A 17711-nucleotide genomic window follows, 5' to 3' on the forward strand; every position below is an offset into this window, starting at 1 on the left:
TGAGCCTGCGATACAGCCATGGTGCATACAAGAAATGCACCCGAATAGAGTTTTTTCATAGCCGTGTTTTTTTAATAGTTTATTTTTTTAATTTTTCAAATATAAATGAATTTTTTGAATGCATAATTCACCGTTTTTTTTACTGGTTTAAGATTATTTCACGCAAAGATTTATTTCAAAACGTTTTGTTTTAAGATGCAAAGGCAGTGAATTGCGTTGCAAAGCGTGAAAATATTTTGCGTTTAAAATATCGTCATTAAGTCTCCATATAATAAGTTTTTATTGTTACCTCTGCAAAGCTAAATCCTTAATGCGACAAAACTTGACGGGTTTGGAATGAAATTTAGAATTTTATTCAATAAAAAAAACTTCTCAAAAAAATATTCTGGTGAATACTGATTTTTGAGAAGTGCAGATATTTTTTCTAGTGGTTTTTGTGTTTGCTCTGCTGCTTGTAATTTAAACTTTGCTACAGAAGATTTTATTGTATTGCACAGAGTAGTATTTGGTATTCGGTAAAAGATTTAGTTCTATTCCACAAGTTTTTATTTTACTACACAAGATTCATAATATAAATTTTCGGTTTTTTTTACTTCTTTGGAAGGAAAACTTCGGCAAGCATACATCTTGCACTTCCGCCGCCATTCACTTCAATGGTATTTAGGTCTGAATAAATAATTTCACAATATTTTTCTATACTTTCAACCTGATTTTGGTTTAAAGCTCGATAAGCGGTCTGGCTCATTACCAGAAATTTTTTACCTTCTGTATTCTGTACCTGAAGCATATTTCCGGCAAACTGCTGCATTTGTTCTTCAGTGATTTCGATGATTTCTTTACCTGAGTTTTTGATGGTTTCTATAACTTTACTTCGTTCTAGTTCATCGTCAATACACTCTAAACAAATCACAACAAATCGGTCTGCAACACACATCATTACATTGGTATGATATATGGGAAGTCTTTCGTTTCCAACTGTTTGAAAAGAGTGAAACACAATAGGTTGAAATTCATACTTTGCACAAAACTCTCTGAAAAGATTTTCATCCAGCCTCAAAGAAATAGAACCATAAGCAATTTTGTTGTCATGATCGAAAATCATACTTCCTGTTCCTTCCAGAAAATGTCCCTGAGTTTCAGGTAGAGACCAGTCATCTAATTCGCTTACCTCAAAACCTTGTTGTTTGATGGTTTCAATAATGTCTTCTCTTCGTTCCACCCGTCTGTTGGAAGCGAACATCGGATATAAAACAACTTTTCCGTCTCTGTGAAAGCTGACCCAGTTATTTGGAAAAATCGAATCCGGAGTATGCGGATCTATAGTATCTTTAATGGTGATAACATTAATTCCCTTGTTTTTCAACTTTTCAACAAAAACTTTAAATTCTGCCAAAGCTTTCGACTGAATATCTGCTTCTTTTTGTTCGATCTGAAAATAGTTGTTCTCTGCCGTTTCTGCATTATATCCAAACGCAATCGGCTCTATCATTAGTACGGTATCTGTTGTCTGCATTTTTTTATTTAAAATTTGAATTATAAAATAGTAAGCAGTCTTCAATTATTCTCTCACAAGCGGAAGTGTAGAACATCTCAGCAAGCCGCCCATTTTAGAAATTTCACGATATGGAATTTCCTCAACAGTCATTCCCCATTCGTTTCTCAGGTGATTGTTCATCCTTGTAAAAGCTATGTCAGATACAACAACTTCAGGGGAAATAGAGAAGATATTCGGGAACATTTCAAACATTTCTTCATCTGTCACATGAAAACAGTTTTCTTCCCCAAAAATATCAATGATTAAATTGTAATCGCTTTCATCTACAAAACCATTTTTGTAAATAATACATTTATCATTTCCAACGGGGTTAAAAGTACAGTCCAGATGCAAAATTCCCTGATAAGGTTCCTGATCGTTTTTTTTCAATTCCAGATCTATAATTCTCTTTTTTGGAAAATATTCCTTAAGAATTTCGATGGCATATTCGTTGGTTCTCGCAGTTTTATAATTTCTGTAATCTTCACTAAAGCATGTTCCTACGAAGAGAAAATCGTTCCAGACAATTACATCGCCTCCTTCAATGTGAGCTGTTTCCGGCAGATTGATGATTTTTCTCCATTCTACCTCTTCAAAAACTTTTTTGTAGGCATTCTGCTCATCTGCTCTGTCTGCAATTACATTGGAAATAATCATCTTATCGTCAATCACAAAAGCAACGTCTCTTGCAAAAACCTGATTGTAATCTTCAATAATTTCTGGACGAAAAACCTGCACATCATATTTTTTCAGCACTGCTTCAAAAGCATTCATTTCATTGATGATATCTTCTTCTTTCGGATAGATATTGTGCTGTATTGTATGATAGGATTTTGCGTCATAACTTTCTTCCAGAGTAGGAATCATCCCCATAGAATTGGGCTGTCCCAATACAACGGATTTCAGTCTTCCTGTTTCGTTTTTGATGTTTAATTTCATAAATAATGAGAATTAAGCAAATATAAACAAACGCAGGCGAAGGGAAAAGTTTTTGTCATCCTCAAAATTAAAGAATGTTTGTTGTGTTTTGTGAATGCTGATATTTTTGTTTAATTCATCTGATGTATGTGGAAAATTCAGATATATTTAGTGGAATGATCGGTTTTTGTAAGGATAAAATCTTTTAAAAATACTTGTTAAAACAGTCTATTCTCTGTCAAAACGAGCCAGTTTTTTATCAATCCATATAGTGGCAAACGGGAAAAATGCAGAGATGATCGTAAATACAGTGTCCTCGTCATCCCATTGGTAAATCTTTCTCATCGAAGGAAGAAATAGCAGATAAAGTGTAAAAAATAGCCCATGAAGATTCCCTATTATAATGATATAGATCGTTGGTAAAATACTTTCTTTATCAGATCGGATCCAGATCATAGCGGTGAATAAAAAAAACCATGAAATAGCTTCGGCAAGACAAACTTGCTTAAACCATCTGATCATCTGCTCTTGAGAATATTTTGAGAAAAATTTTTCTATAAAATTCATTATTCTAAATTAAGAATTAAGTTTGCATCTAACATCTAACATCAAGACTTGTAAAAGCTGCTTCCATCCAAATAATCAAAAACTTCCGGCGGAAGCATGGGTCTTACGTTTTTTCCTTCTTTTATCATGCTCCTGATTTCTGTAGCAGAAAGTTCAATGACAGGTGCTTTTATCAATGAAATGTTTTCATGCTGAGAAATTTCATTTTCTTTGTTGGGTTCATTATTAATTCTCGGATATACAATGATATGGTGGTTTTTGATCAAAACATCAGCGTTTTTCCACTTATGAAGACTTTGCAGATTATCTTCACCCATGATAAGACTGAATGAATAATCAGGATGTTTTTCTTTAAGATAAGTAAGCGTATCAATGGTGTAACTAGGCGTTGGCAGAGCAAATTCTACATTAGAAGCCCGCATAGACGAGTAATTTTTGATCGCAAGCTCAACCATTTCGAGACGGTTGTGATCTTTAAGCAAAGATTTTTTTTCTTTAAAAGGGTTTTGAGGACTTACAACAAACCACAATTCCTTCATGTCAGAGTTTTCCAGAATATAATTCGCCAAAATCAAATGACCAATATGAATAGGATTAAACGAACCGAAAAATAAACCGATTTTTTTCAATGTTATGGGATTTTATTGCCAATTATTATATAAAACAATTGCTTTACAATTTGATACTTATCCTTAATTCAAAATTTTACTTTCTAGTAAATTTGTTACTTAATTTTCATGAAACTTCACATCTTTAATATTCAGACAGTGGGTTACATTTCCTTTCCAGTGATTTTCTTCCAGAGTAAAGGCAATGTCAAAGCTTTTTGTTCTGAAATCATCTGCAAACTGCCCCAGTTTAAAACCAATACATTCCACATTTCTTCCTGTGGATTCTTGCTTGATGTAGAATTTCAGATGATTATTATCTTTCCCCATCGTTTTCACATATCCCGAAATTTTCTGATTTTTTAAAACCAAGTTAGGCTTCATGTTTTGAGGTCCGAAAGGAGCCAGTTTTCTGTGGAAATTGATAAAATCACGATTGATCTCGTCAATATGCACTTCAGAATCTATGGTAATTGATGGTTCTTTCTGATGATCCTGAATTTTTTCGGCAACTATTTTTTCAAATTTAATTTTAAATTCCTCAAACTTGCTTTTTTCCATAGAAAGCCCTGCTGCAGCATGATGCCCGCCAAATTTCAGGAAATATTCCGAACACATATCAAGCGCTTCATGCACATCAAAATCTGAAACTGATCTGGCCGATGCAACCATTTCGCCATTATTTCCGTCGGTAAAAACCAGAGTAGGCTTGTAATAGGTTTCCGTAAGACGGGATGCGACAATTCCGATCACTCCTTTGTTCCATTCCGGATGATAAACAATGGTAGAAAATTTTGTTTCCTGTTGAGATTCTATAATCTGATTAAGTGCAGAAAGAGTAGAGTTCATATCCAGTTCGCGTCTTTCATCATTCAGATTCATGATGTCACTTACAATTTGGTGCGCATGTTTCAGATTGTCAGAAACCATGAGTTCAACAGCTGCTTTTCCATGAGAAATTCTTCCTGCCGCATTGATTTTAGGAGCAATTTCAAAAACGATATTCGAAATTTCAAAATGGGAAAGTTTATCTTCAGGAATGAGCAGTCTCAGTCCCATATTTCTTGTTTTGCGCAGTGTCTTGAGCCCCATTTTGGCTAAAACGCGGTTTTCTCCGGTCATCGAAACAATATCTGCAGCAATAGAAATTGCTAAAAGATCGGTGAGTTCAAAAAGCTCAGCTTCAGGAATTTTATAAATAGTATTAAGCCCTTGGCAAAGTTTAAAACCTACACCGCAGCCCGAAAGTTCTTTGAAAGGATATCTGCAGTCACTTCTTTTAGGATCCAGAACCGCAGCGGCATCCGGAATTTCCTCACCAGGTAAGTGGTGGTCACAGATAATGAATTCTATATTTTTGCTTTTGGCGTAATTAATCATGTCAATTGCTTTTATTCCGCAGTCTAAAGCAACAATTAATGTAAAGCCGTTTTCTTTGGCAAAATCTATACCTTCGGTGGATATTCCGTATCCTTCAGAGTTTCTGTCGGGGATGTAAAAATCAAGGTATTTTTTCTGAACTATCTTGCTCAGATAAAGGTACATCAGCGCAACGGCAGTGGTGCCGTCTACATCATAATCTCCGTAAACCAATATTTTCTCACCATTTTCGATGGCTGTTGCAATACGCTCTACAGCTTTTTGCATATCTGCCATCAGAAACGGACTGTGAATATCGGTCATATTTGGTTTGAAAAATTCTCTCGCCTTCTGATAATTGTCAATTCCTCTGAGAACTAATAGTTTGGATTCAAAAGTTCCGAAACCAAGCGACGAACTCAATCCATCAACAATTTCTTCATCAGGTTCTGGTTTATAAATCCATTTTTGACTCATTTCACAAAAATAGGCAAAATTTATTTTAAAATCCATTGAAATTTTAAGTCTTGATAAAATTACTTTTCATCATTGAAGGGTTTATTTTTAACATAATCTATTGAATGTGAATAATATTTTAATAAAATTTAAAAAAAATTAGCATTTATTAAATCCAAACAAAATCATGCTTCGTAAATGATTATAAATACTAAACCTATTTTAAAATAATATTATGAAAAAAACAATTCAGGTTTCCAGTAAGGGAGCGACCCTAGACACAGGAAGACGAAACTTCCTAAAATTGAGTGGTATTGGTATTGTTGCGGCAGGTCTTACATTAGTAGGCTGCGATGACGACAATTTTGAGTTTGTAGATAATAAGGTATTCGATTTGGGTACGGGTGATGTAGGTGTTTTGAACTATGCTTATGCATTAGAACAGCTCGAAGCAGATTTTTATACTAAAGTGGTTAATAACTTTTATTCAGGGATTTCATCGGTAGAGCAGCAGATTTTCACAGATTTGTATCATCATGAAGTAATTCACAGAGATTTTTTCAAAGCGGCTATTTCTGGAGCAACGTCTAATGTTCTCCCAACCTTGGAATTTCAGTATCCTAATGTGAATTTTAATGACAGAAATTCTGTTTTGGCAACAGCAAAAGCTCTTGAAGATACAGGTGTAGCTGCTTATAACGCAGCTGGAAAGTATATCTCTAATCCTGATTATCTGGTAATAGCCGGTAAAATTGTGTCTGTAGAAGCAAGACATGCTGCGGCAATCAGAGATTTGATTAATCCGGGTACAGCAGCGTTTTCCGGAGATGATGTGATTGATGCCAACGGACTTGATGTTGCCAAAGAGCCATCTGATATCGTCATGGCAGCAGGCGGATTTATTAAAACCAAATTTACCTGGAAAGAGAGAGGCATTAACTAAATTATCAAATTTCAAAATCTTATTATTATGAACATTCTTAAATTATTAGATAGATTATCAGACGATTCTTTTTTTACAAAACAAACGTCCAGATCAGAAACGCTTTCAGACCTTTCGGCTTTTGGTAAAAAGGCAGCAGTTGCAGCTTTACCGTTAGGATTAGGAAGCTTCATGGCCACATCGGCAAAAGCTGAAACTACGAATACAGAAAACCCGACATTTGCAATGAAGAATGCTCTTACTGATGCTCTTCAACTGGCATTGACTCTGGAGTATCTGGAAGATGAATATTACAGAATCGGACTCAATTCAGGAACTTTGATTCCTAATGCAGATCGTGTTGTTTTTCAACAGATATCTAAACACGAAGCGGCTCACGTAACTTTCCTTAAAAATACACTTACATCGTTGGGTGTAACTCCGGCTGCAAAACCAACTTTTGACTTTACAGCAGGTGGGAATTTTACACCTTTTACCAATTATCAGCAGTTTTTAATCTTAGCACAGGCCTTTGAAGATACAGGAGTGAGAGCTTATAAAGGTCAGGCTGGAAACGTAATGTCAAATAAAACGGTTCTTCAGGCTGCTTTGCAGATCCACTCTGTAGAAGCAAGACACGCTTCTCAGGTAAGAAGAATGAGATCAAATAAAGGCTGGATTGAAAATGCAGACGGCGGAAATATGCCTGCAGCAACCAATCCGGTATATGCAGGAGAAGGGGTTACTTTACAGGCAGGATTTAATACGGCCTCTGCATTTGGTGCGGCTGCAGGATCAGCTGCTTATGATGAGGTTTTAAGCGGATCAGATGCAACTGCTATTGCATCATTGTTTATCGTGTAGTATTATTATAAATAGAAATGTTTTTCGATCCTTTTCATGTATGTGAAAAGGATTTTTAACTAAAAATCCCTAAACTGACTAGCTTAGGGATTTAGATTTTAATCAAGAATTAAAAAATTAAGAATACATTTTTTCTCTTAATTCTTTTACTTTTTTATCAGCAAGATATTCATCGTAAGTCATCTCTCTGTCGATGATTCCTGTTGGAGTCAGTTCGATGATTCTGTTACAGACAGTAGAAAGCATTTCGTGGTCATGTGAAGCCAATAAAATGTTCCCCTTGAAGTTAGATAATGAGTTGTTTAAAGTTGTAATACTTTCAAGGTCTAAGTGGTTAGTAGGCTCGTCCAGTAAAAGAACATTAGCCTTTTGAAGCATCATTCTGCTGAACATACATCTCATTTTTTCGCCTCCGGAAAGTACTTTGCATGATTTTAAAGCTTCATCACCTGAGAAAAGCATTCTTCCTAAAAATCCTCTTACGAATTCCTCGTGACGCTCTTCATCATTTTTGGTGAATTGTCTCAACCAATCAACTAAACTTAAATCTTCCTGAAAGAAGTTGGTGTTATCTAAAGGCATGTGAGACTGGTTGGTAGTAACTCCCCAGGCAACAGTTCCTTTATCTGCTTCTGTATTTCCGGCTAAAATTTCGAAAAACTCTGTGATTGCCAATGAATTTTTAGAAAGAACAGCAACTTTATCTCCTTTTTTAAGATTTAAATCAATGTTTGAGAACAATAATTCTCCATCTTTTGTTTTTTCAAGACCTTTTACATCCAAAATCTGATCTCCAGCTTCTCTTTCCATTTCGAAAATAATCGCAGGGTATCTTCTTGAAGAAGGTTTGATATCATCAATGTTCAGTTTGTCGATCATTTTCTTTCTTGCAGTCGCCTGTTTAGCTTTTGCAACATTTGAGCTGAATCTCGCAATGAAATCCTGAAGTTCTTTCTTCTTTTCTTCCGCTTTTTTGTTTGCCTGTGCTCTTTGTCTTGTCGCTAATTGGGAAGCTTGGTACCAGAAAGAGTAGTTACCTGTATAAAGATTCAGTTTTGCGTAATCTAAATCACCGATGTGCGTACAAACCGTATCTAAGAAGTGACGGTCGTGAGATACAACAATTACCGTGTTTTCGTAGTCTGCCAAGAAATCTTCTAACCAGGAAATTGTATCAATATCAAGGTCATTCGTTGGTTCATCCAAAATCAACACGTCCGGATTTCCGAAAAGTGCCTGAGCCAAAAGAACTTTTACTTTGTCCTTGTTCTCAAGTTCGCTCATCATTTGCCAGTGCATATCATCTTTGATTCCTACATTGGAAAGCATGGTCTGTGCATCAGATTCTGCAGTCCACCCTCCCATTTCATCATAGATCACACCCAATTCTCCTGCTTTGATACCGTCTTCATCAGAGAAGTCTTCTTTCGCATAAAGCGCATCCATCTCTTCTTTTATCTCGAATAATTTTTTATTACCTCTCAAAACCGCTTCAAGTACCGTATACTGATCGTAAGCAAAGTGATCCTGCTCAAGAACTGACATTCTTTTTCCAGGCTCCAAAGATACGTGTCCTGTTGTTGGGTCTTGTTTTCCGGTCAATATTTTAAGGAATGTAGACTTTCCTGCACCATTTGCTCCGATAATTCCGTAGCAGTTTCCTTTCGTAAACATAATGTTTACTTCGTCAAAAAGAACTCTTTTCCCGAATTGTAAAGATAAGTTAGATACTGTTAACATATAAGTTTGTAAATTTGGCGCAAATTTACGAAAATAATCCCCACTATGCAGACACTCTTTAGCAAAAAAGGAAAAGTATCAACATATTGATAGTGTATGTCGTACTAAATTTTAGTTAAAGAAATCCATAATTCAGCCATTAGAGACTAAAACAATGTTTTTTTGTGGTGTTTCTTATGGGTTTTTCCAAAATTTTCCGTAATTTTTTACGAATATTTTAGTTAGTATTTTATTAAACACAAATAATTATTGATGAAAAAGATTTTTATTATCTATAAGCATATACTCTCAAAAAACATCCCTCTCAAAAGAGGAGCTGGAGATTGATAAGCTTATAAAACAAGATCAATGGGAATTGGTGCATTTTAAATTGCTTAATAAAAATAATATCAGTTTAATAAATGTATCGAAATACCCACTGCAATATCAGCTTTTGCTAAAGCTTAATGATGCAAATTATTTATACAATAATGGAAAATATCAGGAAGCAAAAAAAGCTGTTCTGTCTTCCTTAGCCCTAATACAAAATAATAAAAAAAACCTTCGCTTATATCAATATGAGTCATTGAAACAAATAGCTATATCAAGACTATTCTATACTGAGAAAAGACTGGGAAATATTGCCGAAGGATTAAAGCAAGTGAATGTTTTTTCTAAAGATATGAGTGTAGGATATAAGAAAAAGCAGATGATATTCTTTGCCGTTGCTTATATAGAATTGGGGAACTATAAGAAAGGAATTGAAATACTGAACACCCGTCTATATGATCTTCAGCATGACCCAATAGTAATTTGTAATAAATTGTCAGAAGAACTAGAAACAGCAGCAACATATAATACCAAAGGAGATACATTTATTAAATGGTACAAAAATATAGGCAAGCAAAGTTTTTTAGACTCTGCCTATTATAACTACAAGAATGCCTATCATGTCATAAAAGATGTACCTGATTTTGCTGAATATTCTAAATCTCTCTATCATGTAAGGAATGCCAATATAGCTCTTCTTAAAAAACAATACAGCTATGCTTTGTCTTTATTTAACAAGTGCGAAAAAGATTCGGTTCTAATGAGTAAAGTTCTTTCCCGAGAAACAGTCTGGATGGGAAAGTCGGAAATTTATACAACTTTAAAAAAGACAGATTCTGCATTTTATTACATCGGTAAAATGTACAAAGGCAATGAAAAAATACAATGCACCTATGAAAATTTATTGAAGATATACCATTTATTAAGTATTAATTATGAAAATACGGGTAATGATAAAAAAGCATATTACTTTGCTAAGCTTAGTTTGTCAGAAATAGATAAGGTAAAGTCAGAGAATGTATCCGGTAACTTTTTATTAGGATTATATGAAAAAAAAGAAATAAAATCATATTCAGAAGAAATGATCAAAAAGCATACACGAAAAGCATTTTTCAAAGTATTCTTAATCGTGTTTTTTCTTATAATAATTGCCTGTTTTTTCTTTTTGATAATAAATAAGCGTAAAAAGAATACCTACCTCGGGTTGCGAATAGAAGAGATACCACAAGCAAAAGACAGTCACCCTGTAATAGAAACAAATCTCAGCGCTTCAGTTATTATAGAAGAGAAACTGGTCACCCAAATTCTTTCAGAATTACAACAATTGGAAAATGGAAAAAGATTTCTACATCATGATTTCAAGCTTATTCATATAGCTAAAGAGCTTAATACCAATACGACTTATTTATCTCAAATAATCAATGAGTATAAAGGAAAGTCATTTTCGGAATATGTTCATGATTTAAGAATCAATTATGTATTAAAAGAGTTACAGGAAAATTCTATATTTAGAAAATATACCATTCAGACAATTTCCGAAGAAATCGGATATAAAAGTGCGACCACTTTTGTTAAAGCGTTTAAAGAAAGAGTACAGATAACCCCATCTGATTACATCAAACAGCTGACAGATCAAAACAGGTCATCGTAAAAGTAGCGTTTGACCAGTCTTATTCTCCTTCATTTTATAAAATTGCGAAACTTCTTCTTTCTTTAATAATTGACAGAAAGATAACGTGTACCCAAATGTTTGATTGTCTATGTATGGCATCTTAGCACCTTATTTACGAATAACATAATACCATAAATTATAAATTTTAGGGCATTAAATTTATAAAATTGGGGAATATTATATTTTTATCTACGTAAGGATTAAATAAGTTTGAAGAGTGAAAAACCTTAAAAATTCAACTTATGAAAAAAAGAATCTTTCTTTTTCTGCTCTTTTGCACATTAATTGTTAATGCGCAAACTCCCGTAGTAATAGATCTAAGTACGGGAAGAAATGATAATGACTCTTTAATGAATGCTCCCCCTCCTGATGTAACAGGCGGATTTTCTGTACCAGATCCGGATTGGTCTGTATTGCGTCCGGGAGAAACTACCCCGGTGAGCACGAAGACGAGACATACCTATCCTGGTTGGTCTTACCCTCAATTATCCATAACAGGAAGCTCTTTAAGGAGCCGATGGATCACTGACAAAGATGGGTGGTTCTACGTGGGAGATGGCTATTACTATTATTATAGCAAAAGTTTTACAATACCCAATGGGGTAACCGATGCGGTTCTTAATCTAAGGGCGTTAAGCTTTGTAAGAAACTGGACCTATCTGGTAAGAACTGATGTATCTCCCAACACGGAAGAACAAATCACCCGAACCTTATGGCTAAGTGATGGGGCTATAGGATGGTTAAACTCCAGAAACACGGAGGTGATTAATAGACCACTTGCTCCGGGAACATACACGATAAAAGTAAAAATATATACTAATAATGGTAATGTGACTAATGCCATAAATGTCAATAGTCAAGTTCGTTATACACCTGCTGGATGTGTGCCTCCAACAACTCCAACAATAGGTACCATTACCCAGCCTAGCTGTACCACTCTAACAGGAAGTTTTATCATTACAAATTATGATGTTAATAATACCTATACAATAACACCCAGTATTGGTGTAACGTAGTCTGGCAATACAATTACAGCGCCTGCAGGAACTTATATTGTAACAGCTGCTTCAAACGGATGCACATCATCTGAAACCTCTGTGATGATAAATTCCGCCCCAAACTGTAACTGGGAAAAAGCTCCTAACAGTTATATTTTTGACCCTTCAGATAACACCAAAGACGGATTGTATATTCCTGTGAAAAAAGCATTTTCCGTTTGGGGATCTAATGAATATCTTAAAGACGGAGGCGTTAGTACTCCCATCCCTTCAGGGACAGATACTGCGGGATTGGTTTGGGAAGATGTTCCGGGGCTGATAAAATCAGTAACGCTTGAAGGCAACGGAGAAAATGCCAAATTGAAAGTTTTAGTTGATAAAGCCAAAGGCAAAGGAAATGCTTCTGTTGCCTATAAAGTTAACGGTCAAATCTACTGGAGCTGGCACATTTGGGTAACTGATGACCCTACTCAGAATGGTTCCACATATTCACAAGGTTTTGAAACCAATATCAATAATGAACCTACTCAAATAAAATATCTGGATAGAAATTTGGGAGCTACTTCCAAAGAATTCTTAGGGAATGAATGGAATAAGTCCGGCGGTCTTATGTACCAATGGGGGAGAAAAGACCCAATCCCTACATTTGTTTACAAAGATTTTTCTTTTTATGAAATCTATACAGAAAATGGAACGATAAGACATAAGGATACACCTACCGTTCCCAATTCTACAAAATTTATAGATAATACAGCCAGACCTTATGATGAAATTGGTAAAAACATAAGATACTCTGTACAAAATCCTTTAACAATTCTTCACAATACTGACGCTGGAACTTGGTTTTCAAAAAACGAATACCGAAATAGTACTACAGCATGGGATTTGTGGTCAGATAACTATAGAGGAGGAAATGGTAATGCAAGTGCATCTGATCCAGCTGTTAACGCAGATAGTAAATCCTATGAATTAAAATCCTCTTTCGATCCATGTCCAAATGGATGGAGAGTTCCTTCTCACTATGGAAGTAAGACGATCAATAATATGCACAATCCTTTTGGAAGATCTGATAGTGGAAACAGTGATGATCGTTCTGCTTGGGGTACATTTGTCCCGGATACATTAAATAATGTACTCTCTGGTGTTAAAGTATATCCGGGATTAGGCTATGACTTTAGGGGGAACTCAAATAGAGATCTTGGAATTATATCTGTTTCCGGTAATTATGAATATTACTCTGGTAATCCTCATTTAGAATTCCAGGACGAAGCGTCGGATGGTGTGCTTTGGGAAGCAACGTATGGAGAAGGCGGAGTCAAAAGCTTTAAATATATATCTGACCCCTCAAGAAGTACCTATGGTTTACATGAAATCTTTGTTAATGAGCTTCCAGGTTCACAAGAAGGAAACGCTGTAAGGTGTATGAAAGACCCCAATCTTTTCAGCATAGGATCAACTCTGTCAGGCACGTATGGAGTTACTGATTTTCCTACAGAATTTGTCTCCGCTACCGAAGTTCCAAACTATTCTGAAGACGAATTAGAACTACCCAATAGTTACATGATCGCCAATAATACAGCAGATCCAAAAACAGTTAATATACCTGTTAAAAAAGCCTTTGTTGTTAATGCCAAGCATTTTCCGGAGAATTATGCTGCAAATTTCAATTCAAATGTTTTATCTGACTTAAAAACGGCTGTACTATGGACAGATAATCAGCAGCTTATCAGCCAGCTGAGTTTTGATAACTCTACCGTAAGCAGAAATTCTGAACTGGTTGTAGATATTACCCCTCAGCAATATGGAAATGCAGTTGTGGTTTTATATAATGGAAATTTAAGCGATCCTAATGTATTATGGTCTTGGCATATATGGGCTACAGACGAAGAAGTAAGCACGTATACCTATACTAATGATGCTGTTTTGCCGTCCACTTATCATATAATTAATGCAACACCTAGTAAGAAGCCACCTCTTACCACTACATTTATGGACAGAAATTTAGGAGCTGTATCGGCAATGCCAACGGCTCTGAAAGATAATCCTAATGATCCTGCTTTGTTGAATATAGCTAAAGAATCCGGAGGATTACAGTTCCAATGGGGAAGAAAAGATCCTATTCCAAGTTTTGCTAAACCAGGCGGTGAGGCATACTCTATTTATAAAGGAACCACAGAAATCACCCCTTCAAGTACTTCTTCATTAGCTTATACAACAATTAATGGAAGCGGCTATCTTTCAAATTATACAGAAAGTTATAATAATTACAGTACTTCCGCAGGAGTGCTGGCTACGGACAAGAAATATGTAAAAACAAATAAAGTAATGCAGTATTCTGTAAAGAGACCTCTTTCGTTTTTATATCACAGTAATGCAAATGCGACCGGTATTTATGACTGGATATCGGATGAAAACGGCTTGGAGCCTGACAGATGGGGACATGCAGATAAAAAATCAGTATTTGATCCATGTCCGAGCGGGTGGAGAGTTCCGGATGCCTTGGCTGTTTTACAGGAAAAGGGTACTTCTCCGTGGTTTAACGGTAAGATATTAGTAGAATCCCAACAAGGGGTCGAACAACACAACTTCCAATTAATGAGTACGTATTATGGAGGTCTCCCTATCATTAATTCCGGAATAACCTATGGATGGGTGCTTAATGATCCAAGATATAATATAGGAAACTTCCCTAACACAAGTTACCGTGGAGATAATGCTACTAATATCATGTACGCAGGAAAGCCATATACTGGGGTGTGGAGTGCAGGAGCAGCCCAAAGATTGTCTGGTAAATCTATTGCTATGATGATTAAAAATGAAACTAATAATACTGGTATGCTTGCCTCAGGAAATGTAGTATCTCCTCAGATAGCCATGAATGTAAGATGTGTAAAAGATGAACCAAGGTATTTGGGCGTAACTCCGCCTGCAGATTCATATAATGCTTCCGGGTCATCATCGAACAGAATGTCACAAGAAAGCTCTATGATTACATCCAAAAAATCGGGTGAAGATCTTTTCATATACCCTAATCCTGTGATGGATGTTCTCAAGGTAACGACTAGTGAACCATTTGATTATGTGATATACAGTATAGAAGGCAGAAAAGTATCTTCAGGGTACACTACAAAGGCCTCTATAGATGTTAGTAATTTGGTTCAAGGTAACTATATCATTAATATCAACAATAAAAAAGACTCTGTAAAAAGTTTCAAATTCATCAAAAAATAGGAAATTAAATTTTTTATAGATCATAATAGGGCAGTCTTAAGAATTTCTTAAGGCTGTCTTATTATTAATGTTTACTGAAGATGTTCTGCAATTTAACTGTATTCTTCATTGACAATCTTATTAAAGAATAAAGAATGTTTTTTGATTAAATAAAATTCAGACCCCAAAATGCTGATGAATAAAGGATTGGTGTATTGAGAATTTTTGGTTAGATTTGCACTAAGTGTGAGTTACGAAAAAGGTCAATATCCTTTAATTAACATTAGTGCAGGAAATACTTTAAATCGCACAGTCTTAATTAAAAGCACGTTAAATATTAGTTAGCAATGTATCATTTCGTGATTTTTGAGCCAAATTAAAAAGGAAAGAAATTGAACGATATATACATATTATCATATTCCAACTTTTTATCAGAAAGAAGATTTTATACATTTAAGGATTAAAACTATCAAAATGAAGATTGAAAAAACAGTCAGAATTCTAAATAAAAAAGCCCGTTTTGAATATGAAATTCTCGAAGAATTAGAAGCCGGAATGGTTTTAACGGGAACAGAAATTAAATCCTTGCGTTCTTCGAAAGCATCCATCACAGAAGCATTTTGCCAATTTATTAACGGAGAATTGTATATCATTAATATGATGATAGACGAATATAAGCTGGGTACATTTTATAATCATAAAACAAAAAGGGAACGAAAGTTGCTCTTGCACAAAAGAGAATTGGCAAAATTCGAAAAGAAATTAAAGGATGCAGGGAATACTATCGTTCCTTTGAAGCTTTATATTAATGATAATGGTAAAGCCAAGATATTAATAGCATTGGCAAGAGGTAAAAAACTCTTTGATAAGAGGGAAGCCATTAAAGATAGAGAAAATAAAAGAAACCTCAATAGAATATTAAAGAAAAGTTAAAAATCATCCTGAAAACTTTGTTTATAAAGAAAAATTATATTTATTTTGCAATATCAATTATTTAATCATTTAATTCTATGAAAAATCTAAAATTAGGAATTTCAGCATTGGCGCTTACAGTTGCCTCTACTGTTTTCGCTCAGACGACCAACAACCCGTGGTTAATCGGGGTTGGTGCGCATGCGGAAAACCATACAGCACAACGTAGCAATTTCAGCAATACGTTCTCTGCTACTAATTTGACGAAGAACATGTTCAATGTGAACAACTTCTCAATTACACCTCCATTATCAAAATTAACTGTTGCAAGAAATGTTGGTAAAGGTTTGGTAATCGACTGGCAGACTACTGTAGGTAATGTTGAAAACAAAAGATTCAACATGGGTAAGGAGTTTTTCCTTCAAACAGGTCTTGGTTTCCAATTTAAGGCAGCTGGTCTTATTTGGGATGAAGAGTCTTGGTTTGACCCATACTTAAGAGTTGGTGCTAACTATTTAAGACACGACTATACAGGTCTTTCTTTCCCTAGACAGGCTTTAATCAACGGTAACCCTGCTGAGATGATCAGTAATGGGGATAACGGTAACGAAATGGGGAAAGCTAATTTCTTAACTGTTTCTACTGGTGCAGGTCTTAATCTTTGGTTGACTAAAAATTTCGGTCTTGGTGTACAAGGAGATTATGTGTCAACTCCAGGTGATAAATCTACAGTTGCTAACTTCTGGCAAGCTTCAGCGACATTGAACTTCAGATTCGGAAACAGAGACAGAGATAAGGATGGTATCTTAGATAAAGACGATTTATGTCCTGATACTCCAGGTTTACCAGAATTCCAGGGATGTCCTGATACAGACGGTGACGGAGTTCCAGATAAAGACGATCAGTGTCCAGATGTTCCTGGTCCGGTTGAAAACAATGGTTGTCCTTGGCCAGATACAGACGGTGATGGTGTGATCGACAAAGATGACGCTTGTCCTACAGTTGCAGGTCCTGCTGAAAACAACGGTTGTCCTTGGCCAGATACAGATGGTGACGGTATCTTAGATAAAGATGATGCTTGTCCTACTGTTCCAGGTGTTGCTGAATACAACGGATGTCCACCTCCACCACCAGCTAAGCCAATTGATGTAATTGTTACTGAAAATCTGAAAGACATTTTATTTGATTTCAACAAAGCTACAATCAGAAAAGAGTCTAGTGAAAAATTAGATACAGCTGCTAAAATCATTAAAGAAGCTCCGGCTGAAAACTTCTTGGTTGTTGGTATGACTGATAAAAAAGGAAGCGATACTTATAACTTGAATTTATCAAGACAAAGAGCTGCTGCTGTAGTTTCTGCTTTAGAAGCTAGAGGTGTAAATCCAAATACTTTGAAATCAATCGGTATCGGTGAGCAAGAAGCTACAGTTCCTGAAAGTGCTTCTGACGCTGAAAGAATGGCTGATAGAAAAGTAATCGTAAGAGCTATCTCAGGATCTGAATGGGAAACTATGAAGAAAAATGATATGACTGTTACTTCTCCTAAAAAGAAGAGTACTAAAAAAAGAAGATAATTAGTTTCTTTTAAATAATAAATGCCTCCGGTTTTTCCGGAGGTATTTTTTTTATTGCTGATTTTAAG

The 17711-nt window shown here is 35.3% G+C and carries 13 protein-coding genes; 7 read left to right on the forward strand and 6 right to left on the reverse strand.

Annotated features, from left to right (window positions below; translation table 11 throughout):
- Positions 1–589 precede the first annotated feature (589 nt).
- The 5 genes from ctlX to recJ form a co-directional block, all read right to left on the reverse strand.
- Entirely contained in the window at positions 590–1513 is a 924-nt protein-coding gene (gene ctlX, locus FOL89_RS14005) for a citrulline utilization hydrolase CtlX (protein ID WP_144283424.1), read from the reverse strand.
- Between the two features lie 45 nt (positions 1514–1558).
- Entirely contained in the window at positions 1559–2473 is a 915-nt protein-coding gene (locus FOL89_RS14010) for a dimethylarginine dimethylaminohydrolase family protein (RefSeq protein ID WP_144283425.1), read from the reverse strand.
- 207 nt (positions 2474–2680) lie between these two features.
- Positions 2681–3019, reverse strand: coding sequence for a DUF3817 domain-containing protein (locus tag FOL89_RS14015; protein ID WP_144283426.1), 339 nt, complete (start codon positions 3017–3019; stop codon positions 2681–2683).
- A gap of 41 nt (positions 3020–3060) precedes the next feature.
- Positions 3061–3648 carry a nicotinate (nicotinamide) nucleotide adenylyltransferase gene (gene nadD / locus FOL89_RS14020; protein ID WP_144283427.1) on the reverse strand — a complete coding sequence of 196 codons (588 nt, stop codon included), beginning with the start codon at positions 3646–3648 and terminating at the stop codon, positions 3061–3063.
- A gap of 99 nt (positions 3649–3747) precedes the next feature.
- Positions 3748–5463, reverse strand: a complete 1716-nt coding sequence (gene recJ / locus FOL89_RS14025) for a single-stranded-DNA-specific exonuclease RecJ (RefSeq protein ID WP_144283547.1) — start codon at positions 5461–5463, stop codon at positions 3748–3750.
- Positions 5464–5677: 214 nt separating this feature from the next.
- On the opposite strand from recJ, the gene FOL89_RS14030 reads away from it, so the two are divergent.
- Positions 5678–6385: a ferritin-like domain-containing protein gene (locus FOL89_RS14030; protein WP_144283428.1), complete on the forward strand. Its 708-nt coding sequence runs from the start codon at positions 5678–5680 to the stop codon at positions 6383–6385.
- Positions 6386–6412: 27 nt separating this feature from the next.
- A complete protein-coding gene (locus FOL89_RS14035; RefSeq protein ID WP_144283429.1) occupies positions 6413–7228 on the forward strand; it encodes a ferritin-like domain-containing protein in 816 nt (271 codons plus the stop codon).
- A 117-nt stretch (positions 7229–7345) separates the two neighbouring features.
- Here the strand turns inward: FOL89_RS14035 and FOL89_RS14040 are convergent, their stop codons facing one another.
- A complete protein-coding gene (locus FOL89_RS14040; RefSeq protein ID WP_144283430.1) occupies positions 7346–8968 on the reverse strand; it encodes an ABC-F family ATP-binding cassette domain-containing protein in 1623 nt (540 codons plus the stop codon).
- A 370-nt stretch (positions 8969–9338) separates the two neighbouring features.
- Here FOL89_RS14040 and FOL89_RS14045 point away from each other — a divergent pair, with 370 nt between their 5' ends.
- From FOL89_RS14045 to FOL89_RS14065, 5 genes are all read left to right on the forward strand, one after another.
- Entirely contained in the window at positions 9339–10928 is a 1590-nt protein-coding gene (locus FOL89_RS14045; RefSeq protein WP_144283431.1) for a helix-turn-helix domain-containing protein, read from the forward strand.
- 263 nt (positions 10929–11191) lie between these two features.
- A complete protein-coding gene (locus FOL89_RS14050) occupies positions 11192–11965 on the forward strand; it encodes a hypothetical protein (RefSeq protein ID WP_144283432.1) in 774 nt (257 codons plus the stop codon).
- Between the two features lie 84 nt (positions 11966–12049).
- A complete protein-coding gene (locus FOL89_RS14055; protein WP_144283433.1) occupies positions 12050–15178 on the forward strand; it encodes a T9SS type A sorting domain-containing protein in 3129 nt (1042 codons plus the stop codon).
- Positions 15179–15631: 453 nt separating this feature from the next.
- On the forward strand, positions 15632–16090 hold the full coding sequence (gene smpB / locus FOL89_RS14060) for an SsrA-binding protein SmpB (protein ID WP_144283434.1): 459 nt from the start codon (positions 15632–15634) through the stop codon (positions 16088–16090).
- 77 nt (positions 16091–16167) lie between these two features.
- A complete protein-coding gene (locus FOL89_RS14065) occupies positions 16168–17643 on the forward strand; it encodes an OmpA family protein (protein WP_144283435.1) in 1476 nt (491 codons plus the stop codon).
- Positions 17644–17711: the final 68 nt, after the last annotated feature.

It is taken from the genome of Chryseobacterium echinoideorum, assembly GCF_007474535.1.
Lineage (GTDB): Bacteria > Bacteroidota > Bacteroidia > Flavobacteriales > Weeksellaceae > Chryseobacterium > Chryseobacterium echinoideorum.

What these genes read in the sequence shown, in the direction of transcription:
- ctlX (WP_144283424.1), bottom strand. Translation starts at nt 1,513, where the DNA reads ATGCAGACAACAGATACCGTACTAATGATAGAGCCGATTGCGTTTGGA.
- FOL89_RS14010 (WP_144283425.1), bottom strand. Translation starts at nt 2,473, where the DNA reads ATGAAATTAAACATCAAAAACGAAACAGGAAGACTGAAATCCGTTGTA.
- FOL89_RS14015 (WP_144283426.1), bottom strand. Translation starts at nt 3,019, where the DNA reads ATGAATTTTATAGAAAAATTTTTCTCAAAATATTCTCAAGAGCAGATG.
- recJ (WP_144283547.1), bottom strand. Translation starts at nt 5,463, where the DNA reads ATGAGTCAAAAATGGATTTATAAACCAGAACCTGATGAAGAAATTGTT.
- FOL89_RS14030 (WP_144283428.1), top strand. Translation starts at nt 5,678, where the DNA reads ATGAAAAAAACAATTCAGGTTTCCAGTAAGGGAGCGACCCTAGACACA.
- FOL89_RS14035 (WP_144283429.1), top strand. Translation starts at nt 6,413, where the DNA reads ATGAACATTCTTAAATTATTAGATAGATTATCAGACGATTCTTTTTTT.
- FOL89_RS14040 (WP_144283430.1), bottom strand. Translation starts at nt 8,968, where the DNA reads ATGTTAACAGTATCTAACTTATCTTTACAATTCGGGAAAAGAGTTCTT.
- FOL89_RS14050 (WP_144283432.1), top strand. Translation starts at nt 11,192, where the DNA reads ATGAAAAAAAGAATCTTTCTTTTTCTGCTCTTTTGCACATTAATTGTT.
- FOL89_RS14055 (WP_144283433.1), top strand. Translation starts at nt 12,050, where the DNA reads ATGATAAATTCCGCCCCAAACTGTAACTGGGAAAAAGCTCCTAACAGT.
- smpB (WP_144283434.1), top strand. Translation starts at nt 15,632, where the DNA reads ATGAAGATTGAAAAAACAGTCAGAATTCTAAATAAAAAAGCCCGTTTT.
- FOL89_RS14065 (WP_144283435.1), top strand. Translation starts at nt 16,168, where the DNA reads ATGAAAAATCTAAAATTAGGAATTTCAGCATTGGCGCTTACAGTTGCC.